Origin of the sequence: Roseomonas acroporae (assembly GCF_023223525.1) — a bacterium.
GTDB classification, from domain to species: domain Bacteria; phylum Pseudomonadota; class Alphaproteobacteria; order Acetobacterales; family Acetobacteraceae; genus Roseomonas_E; species Roseomonas_E acroporae.
In genome coordinates, this window is the sequence record NZ_JALPRX010000196.1 from 1 (window position 1) to 2,955 (window position 2,955).

General features: G+C 70.1%; 5 protein-coding genes. All 5 read left to right on the forward strand.

Annotated elements, in window-relative coordinates; genetic code table 11:
* The coding region (locus tag M0638_RS27795; RefSeq protein WP_248670200.1) for a LamG domain-containing protein at window positions 1-958 on the forward strand (958 nt) is incomplete at its 5' end.
* 10 nt (window positions 959-968) lie between these two features.
* Window positions 969-1,292: a hypothetical protein gene (locus tag M0638_RS27800; protein WP_248670201.1), complete on the forward strand. Its 324-nt coding sequence runs from the start codon at window positions 969-971 to the stop codon at window positions 1,290-1,292.
* On the forward strand, window positions 1,289-2,128 hold the full coding sequence (locus M0638_RS27805) for a hypothetical protein (RefSeq protein ID WP_248670202.1): 840 nt from the start codon (window positions 1,289-1,291) through the stop codon (window positions 2,126-2,128). Before M0638_RS27800 ends, M0638_RS27805 begins: the two co-directional genes overlap by 4 nt.
* Window positions 2,129-2,193: 65 nt before the next feature.
* Window positions 2,194-2,631: a hypothetical protein gene (locus tag M0638_RS27810; RefSeq protein WP_248670203.1), complete on the forward strand. Its 438-nt coding sequence runs from the start codon at window positions 2,194-2,196 to the stop codon at window positions 2,629-2,631.
* A gap of 2 nt (window positions 2,632-2,633) precedes the next feature.
* Window positions 2,634-2,955: hypothetical protein (locus tag M0638_RS27815; protein WP_248670204.1), on the forward strand; the 322-nt coding region annotated here is incomplete at its 3' end.

The following is a 2,955-nucleotide window of genomic DNA, read 5'->3' on the forward strand; positions in this document are numbered from 1 at the left end:
TGTGAAGTACGTGCGCAAGGACCGCTTCACGTCGGTCCCCGCGTGGCGCCACCAGTCCGCGTGGCCGCCGCGCACCGTGCACGCCAATGGGATGCTCGACGCCACCCCGAACCTGTTCTGCCACGGCTACATCCAGGGCTCCTGGGACCCGGGTGACATGCGGCTGCCGGCACAAGCCGCCGCGTGGGCGGGCGGCAGCAGCTACGTGCCGCCTCCCGAGGCGTGGCCTTCTGCCGCGTGGCTGCACACCGAGGGCTGCGCGTTCCCCAACTGGTCCGCGATGCAGTACATGGAGGGCGGGCCTGTCATCACGCTCGGCAGCGACGCGACGATGCCGGGCGGGTTCCTCAAGATGACGCCGCGTCTGATGACGACGGCCGAGAAGGCGGTCCTGCCGGCGGCGATGATGAGCGCGGCCAACGCGCCGAAGTACCTCGGGCCGGCATTCAACACGTTCCCCTATGGGATGAAGTACGGCCTGCACGCCGTGCGGATGCGCGTGCCCGGAGTGTCGCCCGGCTGGCCGGCGCTGTGGCTGCTCAGCGACTTCCAAGACACCGTCAACGAAATCGACACGAACGACAAGTTCGGGTGGGATTATCGCACGTCGAACCAAGGCATCATCTTCCGGATGCCCGATGGCAGCGAGGACGATTTCGGCGGCGAGCGGCCGGACCTCGAATGGCCCAACAGGTGGCGCTGGTACGCCACGGATTTCGGCCCGGACCTCGTGATCCAGTACATCGGCTGGGGCGATGATCCGTCCTCGATGGTCTGCACGCAGTTCATCGAGACGCCGCAGACCTACAAGAACACCACGTTCTATCCGATATTCAACTATTCCATGACGGGCAATCCCGCGGATGACGCGGATTGGGCTGGCGGGAACCTGTACATGAGCGTGTCGGATTTCATCATGGGCGACCGCCCCGAGTACATCGCCGCGCGAGCGGCGTGAGGAGCAGAGCATGAGCGGCACCATCACCGGCGGCCTCGCATCCGGCTACCAGCGCGCCACCGGGACGCTCGGCGCGGCCGGCGCGGGCGTGGCCGTGTCCATCCCGCGCCTTTGCGATTTCACCCTGTCGCTGTCGGGTCCGTTCGTCGGCAGCGCCGTTCTGGAGCGCAGCGCGGACGGCAATGCGCCGTGGATCGCCTGCACCTCCGGCGGCACCGTCGTGTCGTTCAGCGGCCCGTGCGTGGAGCTGTGCCGCGAGGTGCCGGGCGGGTTCTACCGCGTCAACTGCACCGCGTACACGAGCGGCACGATCACGTGGCGGATCGACTGGTGAGCACGTTCCGCCGGGCGCCGGGCCTGCGCCTGTGCCGCAGGCCCGTGGGCGCCAGCAATCCATGGAGCGGCGCGGCGTGGGCATCCACGCTGTATGGCAGCAGCCTGCGCGACTGGTACGCCGCGAACGATGGCGGCACCATCACCGCCGCGTCGAACGTCGTCTCGGCCTGGGGCGACAAGGGGCCGGCCGCGCGCGGTCTGACGCAGGGCACGGCCGGAAACCGCCCGAGCGTGGTCTCCGCGGCGTTCCCGACCGGGCGCAACGGCATCCGCTTCGTCAGCGCCAACACCCATTTCCTCGCCGCCAGCGATGCCGGCTTGCAGACCGATTTCGGCGTCCTCAAGCCGTCGACATTCGCCCTCTCGATGATCGTCAACGGCGTCGGCGCCTCTCCGCAGGCGGTGTGGGACCTCTGCAATCCGGCCTCGGCCGGCACGAACGACCGATACGGCGAGTTCGTCGTCAACTGGAACAGCGTCGCCGTGCGGCGCGGCAACGGCGTCAACGTGAATTTCCCGGTCGGCCTCACGGCGGGGACGCGCCTCGTCATGGTGGTGCGCCATGACGGGACGAACCTCTATGCCGACGCGAAGTACCAGCTCGGCGGCGGTGGCTCTGCCGCGACATGGGCATCCGGCGCCACCCTGGCGGACAGCCAGATCGCCGGCCTCGCGCGCCTGACGCTGGGCGCGCGCGTCCAGAACAGCGAGGCCACGCCGTCGCTGCCCTCCGACTGCACCATCGGTGAGTTCGTGGCGGCGGCACGGTTCAGCGCCGACGCGGAGGCCGTGGCGGTGCGGGACCAGCTCTGGATGGACTGGTTCGGCGCATGAGCGGCGCGAACACGTCCATGCCGAAACAGCAGCGCCACCCGCGGCCGGCTGCATCCTGGCCGGCGATGATCGGTGCGATCACGGGCTGCACCACGCTCGCGGGCGTGGCCATCAGCGTCGTGGTGTTCGTCTACTCGTGGGGCCAGCGGGATCAGGAGAACGCGGCCTCGATTGCCGGGCTGCGCACCGCCATCGCGGCGCTGGACGCGCGCACCGCCACCATGACCTCGGAGGCAGAGCGGCGCGAGCAGGCGATCAACTCCCGCAGCGCCGAGCGCGACGCAGCGCAGCAGCGTGTGATCGACAGCCTCGCCGACCGGCTCGCGCAGGTGGAGCGGGGCCGGCAGGAGGGCACGGCCGCGCTGTTCCAGCGCCTCGGGCGCGTGGAGGGGCTGCTGGAAAGCCTGCTGGGCCGGCGGCAGGGCTCGCCCGGCCCGGACATCGACCGGAGCCCGGAAGACATCGTGTTGGAGGCGCTGTGGCGCCGAGCGGAGGTGGAGTGACCATGGACTGGATCAAGAAGCAGCTCGCCAGCCAGAGTTCGCACAGCGCGATCCTGCTGCTGTCGATCCTGATGGTCGGCGCCAAGGCGGCCGGCATCGACGTGATGGGCATCGGACATCAGGTGGCCGAGGCGCTGACGCTGATCGGCACGCTGTCGGCCGCGGCCAAGATCGTGCTGCCGGATGCGCCGCAGGTGCCGCCGCAGGTGGTGCAGGCCGCCGAGGTGCTGCCAGGCGTGGTAGCGCAGGCGCAGGCAACCGTGACCGAGGCCAGCAAGGCGGCGGCCGTGCTGGGCGCCACGCTCGCCGCCGCGCAGGCGGACG